Genomic DNA, 20,166 nt, shown 5'->3' with positions numbered 1-20,166 from the left:
TGGAGACGCTGAACCTACCGTCGCGAGGCGAAGCGGCGTCAATCCGAATGACACACGGGCTTCACTAAACCCACACATCATTCCGCGCGGTATACGTGCCCCCCGCATCCCCCGTGTTGACCACACCACGCGGCTCCACCAGCATGATGCAGCATTCCCGCGCGGCCACGGGCCGGTGTTCGACGCCCTTGGGGACGACGTACATCTCCCCGGCGGCGAGCGGCACGGCCTTGTCCCGGAACTCGATCGTCATTTCACCGTCCAGGACGATGAACACTTCGTCCGTATCCGCGTGGGCGTGCCAGACGAATTCGCCCTGCACCTTGGCGAGCTTGAACTGGTAGTCGTTCATCTCGGCGATGACGCGCGGCGACCAGTGGTCCGAGAACCGGGCCAGCTTGTCCCGCAGGTTGATTGCGGTATCCGACATATGCACCTGACTTCCTGACAGTTGGACCCCGATTCTGCCGTATCGGCTAGGACGCTTTCGTCTTACCACGCAGCGACAGGCAATAGCCGATGGTCACGGCTATTCCCAGCAACACGGCCAGCGAACCGCCCGCCGCCGCGACCTGGATCGGGGCGAATGCCCAGAGTCCGGCGTAGACGAGGCCGCTCAGGGCGAGGGACCAACCGCCGACCCGCGTGACCCGGCGCGCCCAGGCCTCCGGAACGAAGCGTTTGGGCATGCGATTGCCGAACCAGGCGACCATCAGGCCGATGGCGCCCATGACCAGACGGGTGACGGTTTCGCCATCGATGTAGCCGAGCTTGCGCGCGTAGGTGGCGCCGAGTGCGAGCAGCACGATGCCGACGCCCCACGCGAGATCCGAAATCAGTTCTTTGTTCATCGTGCCGTCTCCTTCTTGGACTTCGGCGACCCGGCGCCGACGCCGAATGAATGGACGAAGCCCAGCAGCGCTTCCTCGAGCACCGAGAGCTTCAGGTGGTAGATCACGGATTTGCCGGCCTTTTCCGCGTGGACCAGATCGGCTTCCTTCAACACGGCGAAATGCGCCGACATGGTGGGCTTGGAGACATCGAACTGGTCGCTGAGCTCGCCCGCGCTCAGCGGCCCCTGCCGGAGGAGTTGCAGGACCCGGCGGCGGGTGGGATCGGAAAGGGCTCTGAATACCTGGCTCATGTTGCGACAATTAGCTAAATATCTAATTGTGTCAAGTGAAAAGACCGGGAAGCCGACGACTGGTTCGGGATGGCGCTCGGCCGGCGCCGCCTTCGCGTTCGGGCGCGGAGTCAGCCCGCGTCGAAAACCCCGCTCGCCCAATCGATGAACGCCCGCAGCCGTGGCGACGGCAGGCGGGTGCGCGCGTAGACGATATTGACCGGGCTGGGCAGCGGCGGGAAACGTTCGAGCAGCGGCACCAGCGCGCCGGTGGCGAAATAGCCGTCCAGCCGGTAGCGCGGCGCCTGGATAATGCCGAATCCGGCGAAGGCCGCGCCCACGTAGGATTCGGCGCCGCTGACCCGCACGCGGGTGGGCAGGGTGAGGTGGCGGACGCGTCCTTCCTGCTGGAACTCCAGCGGCAACAGCGCGCCGATGGCGGTCGACTTGAAGCCGACCATCACGTGGCCGCCGGTTTCTAGGGTATCCACGTCCGTCGGCGTGCCGTGCCGCTTGCAGTAGGCCGGCGAGGCGGCGGTGGCTTCGGGCAGCAGGGTCAGGCGGCGCGCGACGAGATCGCTGTCGCGCAGTTCGCCGACGCGCACCGCGCAGTCGACGCCTTCGCGCACCAGGTCCACGTAACGGTCGCCTTCGCTGACATCCAGTTCGATGTCGGGATAGGCCTCCAGGAACGCCGGAAGCCGTGGAAACAGCAGATGGCGGGCGAGGGTGCCATGCACTTCGATGCGCAGAGGGCCTTTCGGGCGCGTATCACGGAAGGCGCCTTCGGCATCCTCCATGTCGGCGATCAGGCGCAGGCAGCGGGCGTAGAAGATTTCCCCTTCCAGGGTGAGGCTGACCTGGCGGGTGGTCCGTTGCAGCAGGCGCACGCCCAGGCGCGATTCCAGCGCCTTGATGGCGTCGGTCACGGTGGCGCGGGGCAGCGCCAGATCCTCTGCGGCGCGGGTGAAGCTGCGGCGTTCCACGATCCTGACGAAGACCCGCAGGGCGTCGAAGCGGTCCATTGTCCGGATTCCCGAATAGTGTTGGCGGATATTGCCAGATTATCCGGAACAGCTCCGCCAATAAGGTAGCTCCACCGCCAATCGGGCGGTCCAACGAGCCCCCTCCATGAACACGCAAACCTCCCGTCCGGTCGCCATCGTCACCGGCGGTTCCCGCGGCATCGGCGCCGCCATTTCCGAACGCCTGGCCGCCGATGGCCATGCGGTGGTCATCAACTACGCCGGCCGGCGCGACGACGCCGAGGCGCTGGCGAGCCGCCTCGTCGCCGGAGGCGCGGAAGCCATCGCCCTGCAGGCCGACGTCAGCGATCCGGTCGCGGTGCAGCGTCTGTTCGATGCGGCCGAGGCCCGCTACGGCGGCGTCGATGCGCTGATCAACAACGCCGGCATCCTGGAACAGGCCACTCTTGCACAGGTGGACGATGCCGCGTTCGACCGGCTGATCGCCATCAACCTCAAGGGCAGCTTCAACGGCATGCGCGAAGCGGCGCGCCGCCTGCGCGACGGCGGCCGCATCGTCAACCTGTCCACCAGCCTGGTCGGTACCAAGCTGGAAACCTACGGCGTATACGCCGCGACCAAGGCGGCGGTGGAAACCATGACGGCGATCCTGTCCAAGGAACTGCGCGGGCGCGCGATCACGGTCAATGCCGTCGCGCCGGGGCCGACCGCTACCGATCTGTTCCTGGAAGGCAAGTCGCCGGAACTGATCGAACGCCTGGCGAAGATGAATCCGCTCGAGCGCCTGGGTACGCCGGCGGACATCGCCGCGGTCGTGGCCTTCCTCGCCGGCCCGCAGGGCGGCTGGATCAACGGCCAGGTCATCCGCGCCAACGGCGGCATGGTCTGAGCCCTTTTCCTTCCGGAGACTTCGCAATGAACAAGATCATCCTGGTGACCGGCGCTTCGTCCGGCTTCGGCGCCCTGACCGCCCGCCATCTGGCGGACCGGGGACACACGGTGTACGCCAGCATGCGCGACACCGCCGGGCGCAACGCGCCGCAGGTGGAAGCGGCGGCGCGGTACGCGCGCGAGAAAGGCGTGGACCTGCGCACGCTGGAACTGGACGTGCAGTCCGACGCTTCGGCCGACGCCGCCGTGCGTGCCATCCTGGCCGATGCCGGCCGCCTCGACGGGGTGGTGCACAACGCCGGCCACATGGTGCTGGGACCGGCCGAAGCGTTCTCGCCCGAGCAATACCTGCAACTCTATGACGTCAATGTGGTCGGGACGCAGCGGGTCAACCGCGCGGCGCTGCCGCACCTGCGCGCGCAGGGCAGGGGACTGCTGGTGTGGGTGGGTTCCAGCAGCACGCGCGGCGGCACGCCGCCCTATCTGGCGCCGTACTTCGCCGCCAAGGCGGCGATGGACTCGCTGGCGGTGTCCTACTCGACCGAACTGTCCCGCTGGGGCATCGAAACCACCATCGTGGTACCGGGCGCCTATACCGCCGGCACCAACCACTTCGCCCATTCGGGCAAGCCGGCCGACGCGGCGCGTGCGGCCGAGTACGACACCGGTCCCTATGCCGGCGTGCCCGAGCGGATCCTGGAAGGACTGAAGGCGCTGGAACCCGCCGACGCCAACGTGGACGACGTGGCGGCGGCCATCGCCCGCGTGGTCGACCTGCCGCACGGGCAACGCCCCTTCCGCGTGCACGTGGATCCCTCGCAGGACGGCGCGGAGACGGTCAACGCCGTGGGTGACCGCGTGCGCCGCGAGATGTACCGGAATCTTGGCATGGAGGATCTACTGAAGCCGGTATCGCGTTGAACGAACCCGTTGGAACGACTTCGCGGAACGTCCGAAGCCGCAAGATGCGAATTCGGCCTGGGCCGGGCACTGCCCGGCCCGATACCGTGCGGGGGCGAACGCGATCCGTCGACGGCGATGCCCGAAGCCGCCCGATTGGCGGGACGCTAGTCGTGCAGCAGACCAATCTTGAAGCTGCCCGCGAAGCTGCCTGCAAGCAGGTCCTCCACCAAAGCCCGCGCGGTGTTCAGGTCTTTCGATTTGAATTCGATGTCGTTTCCGCTGTCTCCCACCCAGGTACCGAGTTTCCTGTCGGCGAGTGCGGCGGTCAGCTGGTCGAAGACGGGCTGGAAGTCGTAGTCCGGAGGACTGCCTTCCGGCGCTGCAAGTTCGATGGTGAGGCTTCCTGATGCTTTCCCCTCCGAATGAAGGGAGTAGGCATGGAAGAGCGCCCATTGCTCCTTCGTGGCGGTCGGGAAGGGATGCGCCCGGGGAAGCGGGATCGATGCGTGGAGGGAGCCGAGCGCGGATCGCGATGCGTGATCGGGGATTCCGTGATCGCATATCGCGAGCAGGCCCAACAGGCCGGCCCGGTAGAGCCGCCAGCCGAGGTCGGCGTCGCTTGCGTCCAGCACGGACGTCGCGTCGAAACGAACCGTGACGCGGGCGGAACCTCGACGCTCCGATGGCGCTTCCGCCACCTCCTCCCGGTCCGATGCCAGCAAGGTCAGGTGAACCTCGCGCAGTTTCGGCATCGCGTGCAGGAAGCCGCTCTCCAGCGCGGCGATGAACAGAGGGCACTCCGTGCTATCGACGCGATTCAGCCTGTCGATGACCCGACCGCTTCGTATCGTCGGAAAGTCCAGCAGGGGAGCCAGGTAAAGATTGAATCTGCGGATCGGTTTCATGTCGCGGGCTGTCGGATGGACGATGTCGTGATACCGGACGACGAACCGCGCCGGATCGTCGAACGACTTCGGATACGCGCCTTGTCAGGCCCCGAGCAAGGCGCTGGAAAGCCGCTGGGCGATGCCGCTCGCGACCAGCACGAACGCACCTGCGAGATTCAACAGGACCGTCAGCCAGAACGTGCGCTGGAATGAATCCTTCGCGGTTTTGTGCCGGCATTGTTGCTGCGCGACCAGCCCGCCCGGCCAACCGAAAAGAAGGTCGATGAAATGGAGAGTCGTTTCCGGAATCCGGCGATATTCCTTTTCCGCCGCTGCCTTGTCGAGGCAATACAGCACATAGGAAACCAGACTGACGGCCAGGTAGGCTAGCGAAACCATGACGGGGACTTTGCCGAAAAGAGTGAAAATCGCCACCAGAAGGAAGAACGCCAGGGCGATGCCCAGGCGTGGAATGCGTCGGTGCTTCCCGGGGGCTTCAATCTTCTGGCCGGCAAAACGGATGGTCTTTGCGTTCAATCGGCCCTTGGCGTCTTTCCTGATTTCGTACGAGATCAGATCGCCAACCACCGGCGGTCGCGAACCTCGCTGGAATTCGCTGACGTGAACGAAGGCGCGGTCACCGCCTCCGTGGGGGACGACAAAACCGAAGCCCCGTTCGCCGTTCCAGTCGGTGATGCGTCCTGCGAACCTCATGGAAGTGCTCCGGCCACGCGATTTGTCCGTGGGCGCCGGTGGGCGCGCCATCCCCTGATGCGGGCGATCCTATGTTTCCGGTGGCTGGCTCACAAGCCGCGCGGGCGCCGGCCCGTCGAGTTGGGGGGAAGAGACGCGGACCGGCGACGGGAAAGTGGGGAACCTATACAAGTTCCGGATCGGAAGCCGCACCCTGACGCGTTACCATGCGGAACTCCCCACGTCGCGTACTGTCGATCTCCCCCATGATGGCCCGCATCCCCCACGCACCCCTGGCGGCATGAGCAACGCCTCGAAGCGCGTGGAGACCTGGGTAGCCGATCCCAGGGTCGAACGCTCGCAATCCTGGATCGCCGCGCTGTTCAGCGCGCTGCTGCATCTGTTGATGTTGTTCATCCTGCTTTATTCCTCCAAGCCCACGGTGACTGCACCGCAGAGCGCTGCCGGGGGCAGCCGGGTCCGGGTGGATTTCATCGGCGAACCCAACCAGTCCGACCAGCCCGTGCAGGCGCCGCCCAGCCCGCCGCCTGCGCGGCCACCCGAACCCATCCCGCCGCCGCCCGCGGCGTCGCGCATCCCGTCCAGGCTGGTCGACCGGGCCGACGATCCGGTACCGCCCGAAGCGCGGATGCCGTCCGACAGTCGCGATGCGCGACGTAGCCCCAGCACGGTCTCGCGCCAGAGCCAATCGCAGCCACAACCGCCCAGCACGCCCTCGTCGGCCCGCCGCCGTCCCGAGACATGGACGGGACGGCCGCCGGGCCTGATGGCGGAAGACGCCGCGCCGGAGAACGCCGGGATGACCAACAGCCCCGCCATCCGCAACGGACGCGGCCGCGACATGACGGCCAACGGACCCAGCATGGAACTGGGCGGTTATCTGGTCTATTACGACGTGCGCAACGAAGTCCAGTTGCGCTCCTGGGCCGACCAGGGCATGAAGGAACTGTTCCTGCCGCTGCCGGGAACACGCTACTACATGGTCTGCCCGCTGGAGATCGCGCTGAAGCGCGGCTCGGGAAAATGCCGCGCGCTGGATCCGGACGCACCGGAAATGAAAGCCATCGGCGACGCCCGCCAGGCCGTCAACATGATGCAGGTCTACAAGCAGGGCGAACTGGTCTGGAACGGACCCGGGCCTTACCGATGAGAGGCTCCGGAGCGTGGTCATGGGTCACGCTCCGGGTGTCGCGGATCGCGGTGTCAGCGTCGTTGGCATGAAAGGGAGGGCTAAGCCCGTCGCCTCCCCAGCTGAAACGCGAAAAAGTCAGGAGGCCAGTTCGCCCTTGAGCGGCGGCTTGGGCGGCACCGGATCGATGTGCCTGGCCATGTGTACCACCAGACCCGCATGTATGCCCAGCCAGATGCCAACCCCCCGGACGATGCCGAACGTGGTCCAGTCGTATACCTCAGAGCCATTCAGATAGACGTCCGCGCGTTCCAGTTGCCAACGATCAGCGCGCGGATTTCCCGCATGAGGCTGGAAGCGGATGTAGACCGGGAATTTCTCCATATTCTCGGTCCTTAGATAGTGCGAGTTGGGATCGTTGAGATCCGGGTGCTGGACGTTCCGATCGCTGTTCTTGTCACCGAAGATGTAGGTTCGCGACGAATCTCTTTCGAAATCGTCTTTCGTCGAATCGATGTAGAACTCGCGACCGCACAGGCCGAGATAGACATCTCCGTCGGTGCCGGCGTCGCTTTGCTCGCCGGTTTCCAGGTGCAGTTCGATGCGGGTGATCTGTGGCATGACACGCTCCATGTGGCGGGACGTACGCGGACCGCGTGCGCTCGCGGCGGGATGGAACGGGCCGATGCGCGCGGGAACGGCCGCTATCGCTGCCGTCGCTGGGGAAAACGCGCGGGTGCGACGCCCCAGGTCACCGTTCGTCGTCGCGGCGGCCGGTCGCGGCGACCTTCACGCCCGCGAGCCGCAGTATCGGGCCGGTCATCAATGCGCCCAACAGCGCGCATGGCGTCCCCCACAACAGCACGGCCACGTAGATCAGGGATGCCCCGCCGCCGGCGTAGGGGGCGACGCAGTCGGTGTAGTAGGCGAACCACAACCAGGGCGAAAGCAGCAGGCATGCGCCCACCGCGCGCAACGGATTGGCGGTCAACAGGGACACCAGCGCGGGAAGCAGCGGGAGGAGCAGGAAGACGCCCACCGCACGCAGGTAGTCGAGCAATGAGTGGTCGTAGCAGGAAAAACTGTTGAACGCCTGTTGCGCGAGCACGGCGGCTACCGCGCTGACGCCGAGCAGTCGGGCTGCGTTGCGGGAAACGATCATCAGCCACCGGCGCCGGGAACGGCGCGGGCCGTCCGTGGGAGGTCAGCGCGCGGGTATCGCATCGGCCTTTCCGGCGAGCACTTTCAATGCGGCGACGGTCTGCTCGTCGGAGAAGCCGCAGTGTCCTTCGCCCGCCGCCGGCAGCACCGTGGGGAGTGGCGCTGCCCCTGCCTTGGCCGCCAGCTGCGGATAGACGCCTTGCATGCGCGGCACGATGGTGGGATCGCGGTGATTGAACTGGATCACCAGCGGTCGCTTCAGCGCGCCGGTCAGCGCCAGTTCGTCGGTGAACCTGGCGCTGACCGCCGGATCCGCCGGGTAGCGCTTCACGCCGGCGTTGAAGGCCGCGTCATCGCCGAATCCGGCATAGACCGTGTCCTGGTTTCCGACCGGCATGCCGCCGTATCGCCTGGCCATGTCATGGAACACCAGCGCATGCAGGCTGATCACGCCCGCGAGTTCCTCGGGTGTCACTTCCATGCGGGTGGCCAGTCGTTGCGCCGTTTCCGGCTGCGTTTGCAGCGCCGCCGCGATGCCCTGGTGGAGCTGCATCTGGGGAAGCGCGGCCGCCGCCGGCGAGGCCAGGCCATCCATGGGCAATCCTTCCGCCTTCGGGAAGAAGTAGTCGAAGGCCACGAGCGTGGTCAGCAAGTCGCCGGCCAGCGTGTCGCCGGGGAGGGTGGCGCCGCACAGCGCGACCCCGCCGTCGTAATGGCGGGACTGCCGCTCCAGGCTGGCGACCGCGATCGCGCCGCCCATCGAGTAGCCGAGAATCCAGGTGCGCCGGGTGTCCGGGTGCCCGGCGATGAAATGCTGGCGCAGGCGTTCGGTATCCGCGATCGCGTCGGCGACCGCCCAGCCCTGGGTGCGGTAACCGCTTTGCGCCACGGCGTAGCCGGCGCCGAGCAGCGCGGGCGTGGCCTCGTTCGCGGGCCAGGCGGATGGGCGTGGCGTTCCGACGGGTTCGAATCCATGCGCCAGCATGATGAGTTCGCCGTTCCAGTTGTCCGGAACATCGATGCGCCACGGGGCGCCCTGGAGTTCGCCGGTTTCCGAAACCGGCGCCCCGGCGAGCGCGTGCGGTGCGAACAGGGAGATGCCGAGAAGGAGAGCGAGTCTTGCAACTACGGGCATGGCGTCCGTCCTGGATGGGCAATGGGCGGAACATAGCATTCGCCTGGCGTGTTTCCCTATACGAAAACGATGGAAAAACGCGACGAGCCGGCCTCGTTCATCGTCCGTCATTGGCGGATGGGACATCAGGGGGGGACGGATGCCGGCGACTGTATGCGTGTACATTGCCGATTGGGCGCGCGCCCAACCTTCCGGCCGCTTACATCGGACCTCGGACGCATGCGAGCTGGCGGGATGCGTTGGCTACGTAGTGTTGGCCGGATTCACCCATCGGAGCTCGCAGATTCAGGATAAACATGACCGTATCCCCGGAACAGTTGCACGAACTGCTGACCTACTGCATCGATTTTGGCAGGCGGATGCTCGATGATTCGGCCGACTTCTATCCGTTCGGCGCAATGCTTGACGCTGACGGTCGGATCGTCTCCGTCGGGGGCAGCAATGGCGAAGAGAAGCCGGCTCCACAGGAGATCTATCGCCTGCTATGGGAGGCGTTCGCCTCAGGCGCGGCGGATGGAACCGTCACCGCAGCAGCACTGGCCGCCAACGTGGACATTCCCGCCGAATACGCCCCGCCGGTGCCTGACGGGATTCGTGTTCATCTTGAAAGCGCGGAATTCTCGAGATTCATCTACATTCCCTATGCCATCGGGACGAAGGACGTCGTTGCCCCGTCCCGTACGGTCACGTTGTTTGAACCCATCGCCGTACAGATTGAGCCAGGTATCTTCGCTGCGGCGCCCAAGGGTTGATTGCCGGCCGGAGCCGCATTGAAGCAAAGAAGACACGCAGCAGGAATGACGCCATGGAACGATTTACGGGAGGTTGCCTGTGTGGTGAAGTGAGGTTGGTGGCAACCGGAACGCCGTACCGCGTCGGCATCTGCCATTGCCTGGATTGCCGCAAGCATCATGGCGCGCTGTTCTTTGCGGCGGCGATGTTCCCGCAGGAGGCGGTGACCATCGAGGGCGAAACCCGCGACTACGCCGGACGACATTTCTGTCCGCGTTGCGGCTCTTCGGTGTTCGCCCGCAGTGGTGATGAAATCGAACTGCATCTGGGCGCGCTGGACGTCCCCGGTCAGCTGGTGCCGACCTACGAGTGCTGGACCGTCCGCCGGGAGGCATGGTTGCCGGCGTTCCCGTTGGGGAAGCGATACGAGCGGGATCGCGAGGAAGGGGGAAGGTTCGAGGAATAGCCCGCCATGGTGTAGGGTCGCGACATCGTTCATGCGGTGCCAGGGGTACTTTGATGCGTAGCAAAGGATTGGCCGTCTGGTGTTTCAGGATAGGCACATGTGTCGTCGCACTGGTGACGATGGGGTGCGCTTCCCGTCCAGGGTCGCCCTATTCCAGTGAGTGCGACATTTCGTCCCTGAACGCGAGCGACTACCTCCGGGGCACCTGGTGCACGGTCAAACATGCAGCGCTGCGATGCAGCACGAAATCGGACAAATGCCTGGTCCAGTGCGAACTTGGCGGAGGTGCCAAACACATCGGCGGGGGATGCCAACATCTGTGTTCCCCTGGCGTATACACCGATAAGGACGTCGCCGAAAATGGCGGATCTTTCGTCCCTCCGGGCGCCACCGCCTGTGCCAACGAAGGCAGGCGTTGACGAATTCCCGGTGAACCCGCGAGTGTGGTGGCCGGCCGCCCATTGACTCCCGGCAGCGTCCCCTCGAGCATTCGCCCGCGCGGGCCGGTTTTCGGCATCGGCAACTCAACGGGCTGGGGGCGAAGATGGCAAGGATTACCGGTATCGGTGGCGTCTTCCTGAAATGCAGGGGCGACGCCGCCGCGTTGGCCGCCTGGTACGAGAAACATCTGGGCATGCCGTTGGAGTCCTGGGGCGGCGCCGTCCTGCGCTGGCCGGACGACAAGGCCGAGGACGGTGGACTGACGGTGTGGCATCTCGCCCAGCGGGACAGCCAGTGGTTCAGTCCCAGCGAATCGTCCTTCATGATTAACTACCGCGTCGACAATCTCGATGAGTTGCTCGCCCAGCTGCGCGCGGCGGATGTGCAGATCGTGGGCGGCCCGGAGTCGCACGAGAACGGCAAGTTCGCCTGGATCATGGATCCGGACGGCAACAAGGTCGAACTGTGGGAACCCATGCCCTGGGATGAGAAGAACAAGGGCGCCTGACCGCCCGGTGCCGGGCAATGGAATCTACGAATTAACTAGTTGACAGCCGTCCCGGCCCGTGATTCCATCCGCCAACTAATTAACAAGTAGATTTGGCATGGCCAGACCCGCTTCGCCCACGCTGACGAAATCCGAACAGGCGATCCTCGAGGTGTTGTGGGACCGCGGCGAGGCTTCCGTCCGTGAAGTTGCCGACGAGTTGTCCAAGCAGAAGCCAGCGGCCTATACGACGGTGCTGACGATGTTCAACATTCTTGGCAAGAAGGGCTTCGTCAGCTATCGCCAGGAAGGACGAGCCTTCATCTACCGGGCCGTGATCACCCGGGAAGAAGCCCGCCAGCAGGCATTGGACCATCTGCTGTCGCAGTTCTTCGAAGGGTCGCCGAACCTGTTGGCCCAGCATCTGCTGCAGGACCAAGGCATCGGCCGCAAGGAAATCAAGGCACTCCAAGACAAGGTCGACCAGGCCAGGGCCAAGGGACGCAAATGAACATCATCGAGATGGTGCTGGCTTTCGCGGTCCGGCACCTGCTGTTGAGCATCGTGCTGTTCGGCGTCGCGGTGTGGCTGATGCGCCTGCGCGCGCTGGGTGCCGAACGTCGCTCATGGCTGCTGCTGGGGGTGTTCGCGCTGGCGGTGGCGTTGCCGTTCGCATCGTTCCTGCCGGACTGGACGACCACGCTGCCGGCGCGGGTCACCGAACCCGAGCACGTCGTCGTGCTGCCGGGAGAAGGCGCGCGCGCGGATGAGGCGGTGTACGAGGCGGGACAACATCCTGACACGATGTATCTGGAAGTTCCGCGCTCCTTCTCGACGGTGCTGGTGTTGGCGTGGGGGCTCGGCCTGTTATGGCAGTGGATGCGATTGTTCGAGGGATGGCGGGAAACGCGCCGCCTGCGCCGCGTGGCACAGCCCGCGCCCGCGCTGGAAGCGACGCTGGGCGTGGCCCTGCCCCGGAACGCGCGCATCGCCAGCACCGCCGCCGACGGGCCGATGGTCGTCGGGCTGCTTCGTCCACGCATTCTGGTTCCGTGCGGCCTGGTGGAGAGCCTGCCGGTGGACGCGCTGCGCGACGTGTTGCGGCACGAGATCGCGCATATCCGGCGTGGCGATCTCTGGCTCGCCGCCGCTTTGCGCGGCCTGCTGGCCTTGTTCTGGTGGAATCCGTTCCTGCGCGCCATCAATGCACGCCTGGAACTGGCGCGGGAAATGGCCTGCGATGCGCGCGCCGCGCAGGATTGCGATGCGCCGACCGACTACGCCGACTCGTTGCTGGCCAGCGCCGAGGCCATGCTGGATCTGGGCGAACAGCGCGAGTGGCTTGCAGTGGGCATGGTCGAGCATCGCGGCCATCTCGCGCAGCGCATCGATGGGTTGATCCAGGACGGTGCGGGAGCCGGCTTCGCCCGGCGCCGTGGCGCGATGGCGCTCAGTGTCGCCCTGCTGACGGCGTGCACCGGCCTGGCGGTAGCGGCTACGCCGCGCCTGGACGTGCCCGGGGGATGTGCCGCCAAACCCGATGCGCAGGTCACTGCCTTGCTCGCCGCCGCCCGCGACGGGGATCGGGAGATGGCGCGCGAACTCGTCCGGGCGGGCGCCGACGTGGATGCGCGCGTGCTCGACGAAGGCACGGCGCTGATCCAGGCGGTCCGCTCGCGGGATGTGGGGACCGTTGATGCGCTGCTGGAACTCGGTGCGGATCCGAACCGGGCCTCGCTCGGCGAAGGCAATCCGTTGATCGTGGCTTCGGGCCTGGGCGCGCAGCCAATCGTGGAGCGCCTGGTCGCCGCCGGTGCCGACGTCAACCGCGTGGTGACCTATGACGAAACGCCGCTGATCAATGCCGCCCGCGCCGGCCATCTTCCAACCGTCCGCTATCTGGTCGAACGTGGTGCCGACGTCAATCTGGGCGTGGAAGCCGACGGCTGGCTGGGACGCTGGCGCACACCGCTGAACCAGACCCGCGATCCGGCGGTGCGTGCCTATCTGCTGGAGCAGGGCGCGAAAGCCGGAGGTTGAAGAACGCGCGACATCGGGCGGGAGGGCACCCGATGGATGCAGAAAAAACCGCCGTCGCCGCGAAACGCGCGGCAACGCGGGCGGCGCCGTGCTCGAAGCCCCGCGCGACAACACTCATCAACGCATCAACGGAGGATTGCAGATGAAGAACAGGAGATCGGTCCGCATGCTGTCGGCGCTGATGCTGGCGGGCGTGATGGGCATGGCGGGCGCGCAGGCGCCGGCCGGTGGCGATACCGCGCCGCTGAAAACCGCTCTGGCGCAGGGCCTGCGCCCCAGTCTACTCAAGGCGGGCGAACCCGTACCGCGTTGGTCATTGCAGGAGCGCATGGCGCACTACAAGGTGCCCGGCGTGGCCGTGGCGGTGCTGAGGAATGGCGAGGTGGTTTACGCCGCCGGCTTCGGCGTGCGCGAAGCCGGCACCCCGGATGCGGTGGATGCGGACACGCTGTTCTCGGTGGGTTCGGTCAGCAAGGTGGTCGCGGCGGCGACGTCGCTGCAACTGGTCGCGCAGGACAGGATCGATCTGGATCGCGACGTCAATCGCTACATGACGTCGTGGCGGATCCCGGAAGCCCCAGGCATCCGCAATCCCACGGTGACGATGCGCATGCTGCTGTCGCATACCTCCGGGCTGACCGTGCACGGATTCCAGGACTATCTGCCCGGCGAGAAGCTGCCCACGCTGGTGCAGACCCTCGACGGCGCCCCGCCCGCCAAGAACGATCCGGTCCGCCTGAAGCGCGAACCGGGTACGGAGAGCGATTATTCCGGCGGCGGTGTCATGGTCGAGCAGCAGGTCATCGAGGACGTGACCGGCACGTCGTTCGTCGAAGCGGCGCGGGCGCAGGTCTTCGAACGCATCGGCATGCGCCGCAGCACCTTCGAGAATCCGCTGCCGGCGCGGCGCGGCAACATCGCCAAGGCACACGACGAACAGGGCCGGCCAACCGCATTGCCGCGTGGCTGGGAAGCGTTTCCGGAGCAGGCCGCCTCGGGCCTGTGGACCAGCGCCAACGAGCTGGGCGCATTCGTCGGCGCGCTGATCAAGAGTTATCAGGGCCGGAGCGACTTCCTGCCGCGTGACACGGCGATACAGATGATGAGCGAGGTTTCACCGGGCACGCGCGGGCTGGGCCCGGAACTGTCCGGTACCGGCGCGACGCGCCGGTTCTTCCACAATGGCGACAACGACAGCTACCACGCCGGGTTCGAGGGCTATCTCGACTCCGGCGATGGCTTCGTCATCCTGACCAATGGCAAGAACAGCAAGGGACTGCGCGGTGAAATCCGCAATGCGCTGTCGGATGCGCTGGGACACGGCGTGAAGCCGCTGGTCCGCACGATCGCGCTGGATACCAGCGCGCCGGCCTACGCCGATTACGCCGGCACCTATCGGCTGGATGCGGCTGTTCCGATGGACCTGCGTGGTGAATTGGCCGACCGGTTCGAATTCGACGCGCTGGAAGTCAAGCGGGCCGATGGCGCCTTCACGGTCGGCCCGGCCGACGAGCCGGAGGAATCATCGACGCTGCTGCCGCTGACGCCGGTGCGCTTCCTGGCCGCGCGCTACGACGCGGAACTGCGCTTCCATCGCGACGCTCATGGCATCGTGCGGGCGCTGAGCGTGGAAACCCCCACCGCTCGCGCCTACTACCGGCGGCAGGCAACACCGCCGATGTCGCCGGACGCGGGTGCAAGTCCGGCCCGGTAGGGCGGCGGATATTGATTCTCCACCGCCGGCCAGGCTGTCAGGGAACGCGACTGAACGTCGTGGTCTGCAGCATCGGGCTGCCTTCCTTGCTGAAGAAGGCCTTGGTTTCGGTCAGCGTCTTGCCGTCCCCGGTGACGGTGTAGATGCGGGTGGAGGAGGGCGTGCCCTTGTACGCCAGTTGCAGCACCAGCACGTTGGGAGCGGGCATCTTCATCGCCGACACGTCGGCCCAGTAGTCGCCGGTGACCGGACCCGGCGTACCGTCCAGGGGCAGCGTGGCATCGGAGTGCATCGTGCTGCCATCCGGATTGACGATCTTGACCTGTGTGTTCCACTTGCCGTCGGCCTGGGTGCTGAACTCCAGGGTCACGCTCTTCGGCCGCGCTTCCGGAGGCATCGGCAACTTGGCAACGTCGATCGCCCACTTTCCGGTCAAGGGAGACGATACCGGCGAGTCGGCGAGGACTGGCGCGGCGTGCAGTGCGACCGCGGTCAGCAGGATGGCGAACATCGACTTCATGGGAATCTCCGACGGCGAGGGATGAGGTACGGGCGCAAGGAAGCAAGCGTACCGCCGGCCCGGCTGAATGTAATTGGCAGATTGCGACATTCTGCCCGAGACCACGGTCGAGTCTGCTTCGGGATGGCCGGGAACGGCCTCCGGACGGTTTTTCCGGTCGCCCGGTGAGAACCGGGCCAAACCAAGGCGGTGAAAACGAAAACGGGAGACGCCACGCGCCTGCCGCCACAAATTTATATAACGGCGGGGGGCTTGCGGCAAGGCCCCGCCCATGCGTCAGCATCGCCCCCCTGTCGAAACGGCAGGACACCGGAACAAGGCGATGGCGGATTCGCAAACCTATTACCACGGCACCAAGGCCGACCTGAAGGCGGGTGATTTGATCGCGCCGGGGCGCACCTCCAACTACGGCAGTCGCCGACCGTCCCGGTTCGTCTACCTGTCCGCCACCCTGGACGCGGCGATCTGGGGCGCGGAACTGGCGGTGGGGGACGGACCGGGCAGGATCTACCTCGTGGCGCCGACCGGGCCGATCGAAGACGACCCCAACCTCACCGACAAGCGGTTTCCCGGCAATCCCACCCGCTCATACCGTTCTTCGCATCCCTTCCGCGTCATCGGCGAGGTCGCGGCGTGGGAGGGGCATGCCCCCGAGCGGCTAGCGGAGATGCGTGCGCATCTGGAGAGCCTGCGCCAGCAGGGCATCGAGGCGATCGAGGAGTGAACCGCGTGCCGCTTCGGTGCCGTCGTTGTGCCGAGGCGCGCCGGGCGCTGTAATGACGTTCCATCGGCCGCATCCCGGGATCGCACGGGTCAATCATGAAGACGTCCACCACGATGCTGTATGCAATCCTTCTGCTCGCCGCGCCCACGGCCGTGGCCTGGCCCGATGAAGCAACCACGCCCGCGACGACCATCAGCGGCGGACATTGGAAAGCCGACGCCCAGGAGGGAACCTACCGCGTCGTGGTCGAAAGCGTCGGTTTCGAACATGTCAGTTGCCGGGTGTGGATCGAATGGATGAGCTTGCCCGAACCCGGACAACCTGCCCGGGTGGCGGCGCGCGTGCCGTTCGCCGAGGTCTCGACCGGATTCTGGTCGTGCGACCCCGGGGGCAAGGCGATCGCGCTGACCAACAACGCGCCTACCCACAGCATGCTGATCAACAGCACGCTGACCATCGACACCACGCATACGTACTCGCGGGAGGCGCGGACGTTCGAGGCCGTCCTCGGCGCGCCCGGGGAGTATCGAATGGTCGGGCAATGATGCGGGCGAAGCGGGTGTGGAGTCGTCGCTCCCGGTGACGTCAGCGGGCCGCCCGTCCGCCGCCGGTGTCGCGATGCGCCATCACGGCCGCATCGTTGCGGTCACGAGCGCTTGTTTTCCAGCGCGCCGGTCAGTCCCGCCGCCATGCGCTCGGCCAGCGAGCGCTGCAAGGGCACATAGTCGTCCATGTCCGTGTCGCCGGTGAATTCGTCCGACCACAGCAGGCGCCCGTCCCGCTTGTCGACCAGGGTCAGCACCACGACGGTCCGCCGGGGCGTCTGCCGGACGCTGACGCGCGCATGCAGATCCGCTTCCCGGCTGTCGGCGGCCACGCTGTAGCCCGTGGGCAGGTGGTGGCTGAGCCGCGCGGTCAGGCTTTCGCGCAGGCCGGCATTGAATTTCGGGAACAGCACGTATTCGCACAGACCCTGCACCGGTTCGATGGCGATGCGATGTTGGGGAGGAGACAGCGCCGCATGCGCCCACAGCGCGCCGCCGACGCCCAGCGCCACGGCGAGCAGGCCGCCGGCCAGCGGCCACCGGTTCGGGGCGCGCGCGGTCGGCGGCGGCGGTCCCGGCGCATCGACTTCGCCGGCCAGCGTGGCGATGAAGCGATAGCCCGCGCGAGGTCGGGTCTGGATGTAACGCGGGGCTTCGGCATCGTCTTCCAACAGGGTGCGGATGCGGCGGATACAGGTGTTGAGGGCGGCGTCGCCGCCGGTGCCGGCGCGTGGCCAGAACCGTTCGAGCAGTTCCTGGCGGGGAACGATCCGATCCCGGTGCTCGATCAGGTAGGCCAGGACTTCCACCACCTGCGGCGACGCATCCAGCGGAACGTCGTTCCGGAACGCCTGCAAGGTGGTGGTGTCCAGCCGGACGTCATCGAAGCACAGCATCGCTTTCTCCTGATTCCCGTGGCCCGAAAGCCTTGCGGTGACGACATGTCAGCCGATGTCACGACATGTCAGTGGCCGATTCTGCCAGATGGCTCCAGGCTTTTCCGGACCGCGCCGCCGGTGTCCGGTCGGGAAGGGTTCCCCCTCCCACGAGTCCGCCCTGACGGCCGGCCTGCCGGTGATATCGGTCGGTCGTCGCTGTCGTCTTTCCACATTCCCCTGGAGCCTGTTCATGCATTTTCCCATCCGTGTTGCGTGGTGCCTTCTTCTCGTCTGCGCCGGCGTGGCCGGTCCGGCCCATGCGGAACGGACGGACGTGGAAGTCCGGGTACTGGCACGGGGCGCCAAGTTCCTCGGCGGCTACACCGCGCCGGTGCGGGTGGTCCTGAGCGATGCGGACACCGGCGAGATCCTGGTCCGGGGCCAGACATCGGGCAGCACCGGCGACACCCGGCTCATCATGGACGCCGGAAGAAAACCGGGCGGGAAAGTTTCCACCGCCGATTCGGCGCTGTTCCGGACGACCCTCGATCTGGATGGTCCGCGCCGGGTCACCGCGAGCGTGACCGGGCCGCTCGGCCAACCGCAGGCCATCACGACCGCCACCAGCACGCAGTGGATCCTGCCGGGCCGCCACCTGACCGCGGGCGATGGCTGGCTGCTGGAATTGCCGGGCCTGATTGTCGATCTGGCCAGCCCGGTCGCCTATCAGTGGATCAAGACCGGTACGAACGTGCCGGTGCGGGCGGGGGTCACGATGCTGTGCGGCTGCACGATTTCCGCGCAGGGGCCGTGGCGCGTGGCCGACACCGAGGTCGAATTGCATGTGACGGTCGACGGCGGCGCGCCGCGCCGCTACCCGCTCCGGTTCGATCCGGACAGCGGCTTGTTCGGCGCGGACATTCCCGCCGACCAGCCCGGGCTGCATGAGCTGGAAGTGCGCGCCTGGATGGGGCCGAGCAACAATGCGGGCGTGGCGCGCACCGCCTTCTTCGTCCAGTGAGCGCCTGGCCAGATCGCATGCATCACAAGGCAAGCAAAAAACTGCCCCTCCCCCGCCTGCGGGGGAGGTTGGGTGGGGGCCCGGCAACAGGAGCGACGGAATGAAGTGCAAAAGGTTGATGGCGATGCTGATCGTGCTGGTTGCCGTGTTGCCGGGTGCCGCCTTCGCGCGCGACGACGACACGCTGTCCCGTTCACTGGAACGGCAAATGACGCTCAACCGCGAGCGCTACGGCATCGCCGGCCAGGCATTGCTGGTTGCGCATGATGGCAAGGTGGTGTTCCGGGGCGTGGACGGCGAGGCCGACGTGGAAACGCGCCGACGGGTCGCGAGCGGCGATGTCTTTCCCGCCTATTCACTGGCCAAGCTGTTCACCAGCACGCTGATCATGCAACTGGTCGAGAAGGGGCAGGTGGATCCGGATACGCCGGCAAGCACCTACCTGCCCGGACTGCCGGCGGCCTGGCGGACCATTGCCGTGCGGGATTTCCTCGATCACACCTCCGGCGTGCCGGAATACTTCGACAACCGGAACGGTGCCGGCGCGGCGGCGGACACGGTGTTCGCCCCGGATCTGGCGGGTGTGTTCACGTCGCTGGCGGACAGGCCGATGCAGTTCGCCCCCGGCACCGACACGCGCTACACGCAGACCAACTATCTGGTGCTGGCCGCGCTGCTGGAAGCCCGCTACCGGAAGCCGTATCCGCGGATCGTGGAGACGCGCATCCTCGGCAGACTCGGCATGCGCCACACCTGGCTGGGTCCGGCCGGATTGCCCCCTCGAGGCGTGGTGACGAGCTACATCGGCAAGGAAGGTCGCCTGCAACAGGAACAGGATCTGGCCTGGCCCGCCTATGCCTACGGCCATGCCGGCCTGTATCTGACGCTGGACGACCTGGGCCGTTTCCTGCGGGCGATGACCTCGGGTGAATTGGTGGGCAAGGCGACACTGCGCCGCCTTTGGCAGCCGCGCACGCTGTCCGGCGGAAAGCGCGGCTGGTTCGCCGCCGGCTGGGAGTACGGCGAGAGCGACGGCTACCGGCAGGTCGGCCATGACGGTGGCGCCCGCGTGCGGGTCCGCATCGTGTTCAAGGATTCGCTGGACGAAGACGTCCATGTCTTCGCCTATCTGACCAATGGCAGTACCCGGAATGTCTGGTCGCGCGTGCTGGTGGACAGCGCGATGGCGGCGACGGCGCCGGAACGGTTCACGGCGGAGGCGTTGTCGGAAAGGCTGGTGACGTACGCGTTGCAGGCCCCCGTCGAGGGAGATGTGCAGGCGCAGGCCCGAACGATTCGCGCAGGCGGCGTCCTCGACGCCGCTGAACTGGAACGACTCGTCAACACCACCGGCTACGCCGTGCGCGAGAACCTGGGCGTGGACGCGGCATTGCGCGTGTTCGAACTGAATACCGTCCTGTTTCCCGGGTCGGCCAATGTCTGGGACAGCCTGGCGGAAGCCCACGCAGCCAAGGGCGAGATGGACAAGGCGGACGCACTGCGCGACAAGGCGCGGCGACTTGCGGTGCCAGCGGGTGAGCCGCCGCCGCGATAGTGGAACTCGGGAATACACGTCGCGCAGGGATTAGAGGACATCTCTGATGTCTCCGGACAACCCGATGCGCGCAAGGCAGGCACCTCTGGCGGCAGCAGGAGCAAGGGGAGGGAT

Annotated in this window: 24 protein-coding genes; 13 read left to right on the top strand and 11 right to left on the bottom strand. The window is 66.4% G+C overall.

Annotated features, from left to right (window positions below; genetic code table 11):
* Positions 1-64: 64 nt before the first annotated feature.
* The 4 genes from FHW78_RS04020 to FHW78_RS04005 form a co-directional block, all read right to left on the bottom strand.
* Positions 65-430 carry a cupin domain-containing protein gene (locus FHW78_RS04020; protein WP_183638001.1) on the bottom strand — a complete coding sequence of 122 codons (366 nt, stop codon included), beginning with the start codon at positions 428-430 and terminating at the stop codon, positions 65-67.
* A 46-nt stretch (positions 431-476) separates the two neighbouring features.
* On the bottom strand, positions 477-851 hold the full coding sequence (locus FHW78_RS04015) for an ammonium transporter (RefSeq protein ID WP_183637998.1): 375 nt from the start codon (positions 849-851) through the stop codon (positions 477-479).
* Entirely contained in the window at positions 848-1,144 is a 297-nt protein-coding gene (locus tag FHW78_RS04010; RefSeq protein WP_183637996.1) for an autorepressor SdpR family transcription factor, read from the bottom strand. Before FHW78_RS04010 ends, FHW78_RS04015 begins: the two co-directional genes overlap by 4 nt.
* Before the next feature lie 110 nt (positions 1,145-1,254).
* Positions 1,255-2,148, bottom strand: coding sequence for a LysR family transcriptional regulator (locus FHW78_RS04005; RefSeq protein WP_183637992.1), 894 nt, complete (start codon positions 2,146-2,148; stop codon positions 1,255-1,257).
* Between the two features lie 106 nt (positions 2,149-2,254).
* Between FHW78_RS04005 and FHW78_RS04000 the strand changes: the two genes are divergently transcribed.
* The gene (locus tag FHW78_RS04000) at positions 2,255-2,998 is read left to right on the top strand and encodes an SDR family oxidoreductase (protein WP_183637989.1); all 744 of its coding nucleotides are present in this window, start codon (positions 2,255-2,257) and stop codon (positions 2,996-2,998) included.
* 26 nt (positions 2,999-3,024) lie between these two features.
* Positions 3,025-3,921 carry an SDR family oxidoreductase gene (locus FHW78_RS03995; protein WP_183637986.1) on the top strand — a complete coding sequence of 299 codons (897 nt, stop codon included), beginning with the start codon at positions 3,025-3,027 and terminating at the stop codon, positions 3,919-3,921.
* A gap of 146 nt (positions 3,922-4,067) precedes the next feature.
* Here the strand turns inward: FHW78_RS03995 and FHW78_RS03990 are convergent, their stop codons facing one another.
* Entirely contained in the window at positions 4,068-4,808 is a 741-nt protein-coding gene (locus tag FHW78_RS03990) for a hypothetical protein (protein WP_183637983.1), read from the bottom strand.
* A gap of 84 nt (positions 4,809-4,892) precedes the next feature.
* Positions 4,893-5,504 (bottom strand): DUF1294 domain-containing protein, encoded by a 612-nt coding sequence (locus FHW78_RS03985; RefSeq protein WP_183637980.1) that lies wholly within the window; start codon positions 5,502-5,504, stop codon positions 4,893-4,895.
* A 280-nt stretch (positions 5,505-5,784) separates the two neighbouring features.
* Here FHW78_RS03985 and FHW78_RS03980 point away from each other — a divergent pair, with 280 nt between their 5' ends.
* A complete protein-coding gene (locus FHW78_RS03980; protein ID WP_183637977.1) occupies positions 5,785-6,654 on the top strand; it encodes a type II toxin-antitoxin system RelE/ParE family toxin in 870 nt (289 codons plus the stop codon).
* A gap of 117 nt (positions 6,655-6,771) precedes the next feature.
* On the opposite strand, the gene FHW78_RS03975 is transcribed toward FHW78_RS03980, so the two are convergent.
* From FHW78_RS03975 to FHW78_RS03965, 3 genes are all read right to left on the bottom strand, one after another.
* Positions 6,772-7,254, bottom strand: a complete 483-nt coding sequence (locus FHW78_RS03975) for a hypothetical protein (RefSeq protein WP_183637974.1) — start codon at positions 7,252-7,254, stop codon at positions 6,772-6,774.
* Between the two features lie 130 nt (positions 7,255-7,384).
* Positions 7,385-7,795 carry a Na+:solute symporter gene (locus FHW78_RS03970; RefSeq protein ID WP_183637971.1) on the bottom strand — a complete coding sequence of 137 codons (411 nt, stop codon included), beginning with the start codon at positions 7,793-7,795 and terminating at the stop codon, positions 7,385-7,387.
* Positions 7,796-7,837: 42 nt separating this feature from the next.
* Positions 7,838-8,929, bottom strand: a complete 1,092-nt coding sequence (locus FHW78_RS03965; protein ID WP_183637968.1) for an alpha/beta hydrolase — start codon at positions 8,927-8,929, stop codon at positions 7,838-7,840.
* A gap of 296 nt (positions 8,930-9,225) precedes the next feature.
* On the opposite strand from FHW78_RS03965, the gene FHW78_RS03960 reads away from it, so the two are divergent.
* The 6 genes from FHW78_RS03960 (at position 9,226) to FHW78_RS03935 (ending at position 14,809) form a co-directional block, all read left to right on the top strand.
* Positions 9,226-9,681 (top strand): hypothetical protein, encoded by a 456-nt coding sequence (locus FHW78_RS03960; RefSeq protein WP_183637965.1) that lies wholly within the window; start codon positions 9,226-9,228, stop codon positions 9,679-9,681.
* Positions 9,682-9,779: 98 nt separating this feature from the next.
* Positions 9,780-10,127, top strand: coding sequence for a GFA family protein (locus tag FHW78_RS03955; RefSeq protein WP_343205530.1), 348 nt, complete (start codon positions 9,780-9,782; stop codon positions 10,125-10,127).
* 544 nt (positions 10,128-10,671) lie between these two features.
* Positions 10,672-11,076 carry a VOC family protein gene (locus FHW78_RS03950; RefSeq protein WP_183637960.1) on the top strand — a complete coding sequence of 135 codons (405 nt, stop codon included), beginning with the start codon at positions 10,672-10,674 and terminating at the stop codon, positions 11,074-11,076.
* Positions 11,077-11,173: 97 nt separating this feature from the next.
* Positions 11,174-11,566 (top strand): BlaI/MecI/CopY family transcriptional regulator, encoded by a 393-nt coding sequence (locus FHW78_RS03945; protein ID WP_183637956.1) that lies wholly within the window; start codon positions 11,174-11,176, stop codon positions 11,564-11,566.
* Complete coding sequence (locus FHW78_RS03940) at positions 11,563-13,095, top strand: M56 family metallopeptidase (protein WP_183637953.1); 1,533 nt, start codon at positions 11,563-11,565, stop codon at positions 13,093-13,095. The genes FHW78_RS03945 and FHW78_RS03940 overlap by 4 nt, the downstream gene beginning before the upstream one ends.
* Before the next feature lie 142 nt (positions 13,096-13,237).
* On the top strand, positions 13,238-14,809 hold the full coding sequence (locus FHW78_RS03935) for a serine hydrolase domain-containing protein (protein WP_183637950.1): 1,572 nt from the start codon (positions 13,238-13,240) through the stop codon (positions 14,807-14,809).
* A gap of 37 nt (positions 14,810-14,846) precedes the next feature.
* On the opposite strand, the gene FHW78_RS03930 is transcribed toward FHW78_RS03935, so the two are convergent.
* Complete coding sequence (locus FHW78_RS03930; protein WP_255443136.1) at positions 14,847-15,329, bottom strand: LuxR family transcriptional regulator; 483 nt, start codon at positions 15,327-15,329, stop codon at positions 14,847-14,849.
* 322 nt (positions 15,330-15,651) lie between these two features.
* On the opposite strand from FHW78_RS03930, the gene arr reads away from it, so the two are divergent.
* Complete coding sequence (gene arr, locus FHW78_RS03925; protein ID WP_218533516.1) at positions 15,652-16,053, top strand: NAD(+)--rifampin ADP-ribosyltransferase; 402 nt, start codon at positions 15,652-15,654, stop codon at positions 16,051-16,053.
* Between the two features lie 95 nt (positions 16,054-16,148).
* On the top strand, positions 16,149-16,598 hold the full coding sequence (locus FHW78_RS03920; RefSeq protein WP_183637945.1) for a hypothetical protein: 450 nt from the start codon (positions 16,149-16,151) through the stop codon (positions 16,596-16,598).
* Between the two features lie 101 nt (positions 16,599-16,699).
* On the opposite strand, the gene FHW78_RS03915 is transcribed toward FHW78_RS03920, so the two are convergent.
* Complete coding sequence (locus FHW78_RS03915; protein ID WP_183637941.1) at positions 16,700-17,494, bottom strand: winged helix-turn-helix domain-containing protein; 795 nt, start codon at positions 17,492-17,494, stop codon at positions 16,700-16,702.
* 232 nt (positions 17,495-17,726) lie between these two features.
* Between FHW78_RS03915 and FHW78_RS03910 the strand changes: the two genes are divergently transcribed.
* Together FHW78_RS03910 and FHW78_RS03905 are read left to right on the top strand one after the other, a co-directional pair.
* A complete protein-coding gene (locus FHW78_RS03910) occupies positions 17,727-18,497 on the top strand; it encodes a hypothetical protein (RefSeq protein WP_183637938.1) in 771 nt (256 codons plus the stop codon).
* A gap of 100 nt (positions 18,498-18,597) precedes the next feature.
* Positions 18,598-20,052, top strand: coding sequence for a serine hydrolase domain-containing protein (locus tag FHW78_RS03905; RefSeq protein ID WP_183637935.1), 1,455 nt, complete (start codon positions 18,598-18,600; stop codon positions 20,050-20,052).
* Positions 20,053-20,166: the final 114 nt, after the last annotated feature.

The organism is Pseudoxanthomonas sp. OG2 (assembly GCF_014192765.1).
Classification (GTDB): domain Bacteria; phylum Pseudomonadota; class Gammaproteobacteria; order Xanthomonadales; family Xanthomonadaceae; genus Pseudoxanthomonas_A; species Pseudoxanthomonas_A beigongshangi.
This window is presented reverse-complemented; position numbering and strand designations above follow the sequence as displayed.

Bases quoted from the DNA above. Each gene is read 5' to 3' on its own strand.
- FHW78_RS04020 (WP_183638001.1), bottom strand. From the start codon at position 430: ATGTCGGATACCGCAATCAACCTGCGGGACAAGCTGGCCCGGTTCTCG.
- FHW78_RS04015 (WP_183637998.1), bottom strand. From the start codon at position 851: ATGAACAAAGAACTGATTTCGGATCTCGCGTGGGGCGTCGGCATCGTG.
- FHW78_RS04010 (WP_183637996.1), bottom strand. From the start codon at position 1,144: ATGAGCCAGGTATTCAGAGCCCTTTCCGATCCCACCCGCCGCCGGGTC.
- FHW78_RS04005 (WP_183637992.1), bottom strand. From the start codon at position 2,148: ATGGACCGCTTCGACGCCCTGCGGGTCTTCGTCAGGATCGTGGAACGC.
- FHW78_RS04000 (WP_183637989.1), top strand. From the start codon at position 2,255: ATGAACACGCAAACCTCCCGTCCGGTCGCCATCGTCACCGGCGGTTCC.
- FHW78_RS03995 (WP_183637986.1), top strand. From the start codon at position 3,025: ATGAACAAGATCATCCTGGTGACCGGCGCTTCGTCCGGCTTCGGCGCC.
- FHW78_RS03990 (WP_183637983.1), bottom strand. From the start codon at position 4,808: ATGAAACCGATCCGCAGATTCAATCTTTACCTGGCTCCCCTGCTGGAC.
- FHW78_RS03985 (WP_183637980.1), bottom strand. From the start codon at position 5,504: ATGAGGTTCGCAGGACGCATCACCGACTGGAACGGCGAACGGGGCTTC.
- FHW78_RS03980 (WP_183637977.1), top strand. From the start codon at position 5,785: ATGAGCAACGCCTCGAAGCGCGTGGAGACCTGGGTAGCCGATCCCAGG.
- FHW78_RS03975 (WP_183637974.1), bottom strand. From the start codon at position 7,254: ATGCCACAGATCACCCGCATCGAACTGCACCTGGAAACCGGCGAGCAA.
- FHW78_RS03970 (WP_183637971.1), bottom strand. From the start codon at position 7,795: ATGATCGTTTCCCGCAACGCAGCCCGACTGCTCGGCGTCAGCGCGGTA.
- FHW78_RS03965 (WP_183637968.1), bottom strand. From the start codon at position 8,929: ATGCCCGTAGTTGCAAGACTCGCTCTCCTTCTCGGCATCTCCCTGTTC.
- FHW78_RS03960 (WP_183637965.1), top strand. From the start codon at position 9,226: ATGACCGTATCCCCGGAACAGTTGCACGAACTGCTGACCTACTGCATC.
- FHW78_RS03950 (WP_183637960.1), top strand. From the start codon at position 10,672: ATGGCAAGGATTACCGGTATCGGTGGCGTCTTCCTGAAATGCAGGGGC.
- FHW78_RS03945 (WP_183637956.1), top strand. From the start codon at position 11,174: ATGGCCAGACCCGCTTCGCCCACGCTGACGAAATCCGAACAGGCGATC.
- FHW78_RS03940 (WP_183637953.1), top strand. From the start codon at position 11,563: ATGAACATCATCGAGATGGTGCTGGCTTTCGCGGTCCGGCACCTGCTG.
- FHW78_RS03935 (WP_183637950.1), top strand. From the start codon at position 13,238: ATGAAGAACAGGAGATCGGTCCGCATGCTGTCGGCGCTGATGCTGGCG.
- FHW78_RS03930 (WP_255443136.1), bottom strand. From the start codon at position 15,329: ATGAAGTCGATGTTCGCCATCCTGCTGACCGCGGTCGCACTGCACGCC.
- arr (WP_218533516.1), top strand. From the start codon at position 15,652: ATGGCGGATTCGCAAACCTATTACCACGGCACCAAGGCCGACCTGAAG.
- FHW78_RS03920 (WP_183637945.1), top strand. From the start codon at position 16,149: ATGAAGACGTCCACCACGATGCTGTATGCAATCCTTCTGCTCGCCGCG.
- FHW78_RS03915 (WP_183637941.1), bottom strand. From the start codon at position 17,494: ATGCTGTGCTTCGATGACGTCCGGCTGGACACCACCACCTTGCAGGCG.
- FHW78_RS03910 (WP_183637938.1), top strand. From the start codon at position 17,727: ATGCATTTTCCCATCCGTGTTGCGTGGTGCCTTCTTCTCGTCTGCGCC.
- FHW78_RS03905 (WP_183637935.1), top strand. From the start codon at position 18,598: ATGAAGTGCAAAAGGTTGATGGCGATGCTGATCGTGCTGGTTGCCGTG.